This window comes from Hymenobacter fastidiosus (assembly GCF_039539565.1).
GTDB lineage: Bacteria > Bacteroidota > Bacteroidia > Cytophagales > Hymenobacteraceae > Hymenobacter > Hymenobacter fastidiosus.
Window position 1 is genome coordinate 1 of sequence record NZ_BAABDJ010000021.1, and the last position, 557, is coordinate 557.

1 pseudogene is annotated in these 557 nt (G+C 65.4%); it reads right to left on the bottom strand.

The features are described from left to right. A pseudogene (locus tag ABD833_RS10970) lies at window positions 1-422 on the bottom strand (biotin/lipoyl-binding protein); the annotation flags it as partial. Window positions 423-557 lie beyond the last annotated feature (135 nt).

The following is a 557-nucleotide window of genomic DNA, read 5'->3' on the forward strand; positions in this document are numbered from 1 at the left end:
GCGCTGAGGGCCGTGCCCTTCGCCCGGTTCTCCCCCAGGGAGCTAATCTTGGCGTCGAGCTGCTCGCCGGTGCGCTGCACGAGCTGGGGGTCGAAGTATTTCTCCTTGACTTCCACGATGTCGACCAGCGTATCGCCCTGGCGCACGTGCTGGCCCTCGCGCACCCGCCAGCGCTGGATGCGGCCGGCAATGGTGCTGGGTACGGTCTGGGGGCGGTCCTGGGGGCGCAGGGTGGTGAGCGAGCCGGTCGAGCGGATGTTCTGGGTCCAGGGCAGGAAGCCGGCCAGCAGCCCCAGCAGGCCCAGCCCGGCCCCCCAGCGGGCCAGCGTGCGGCCCGCCCGCGGGGTTTGCACCCGCGCAAACGAGCGAAAGCGCCCGGTCAGGGGGTTGGATTCGGCCAGAGGGTGTTCGGCGAAAGACATGTATGCTTTACTTAAGAAGTAAGAAGTAAGAGGTGGGAGGTAAGAGGTAAGAGGTGGGAATGAGTGCGTAAAAAAGGCGCACCAGCGGTAGGGGGGACTGGCTCTGGCGTCCATTCCTACTTCTTACTTCTTACT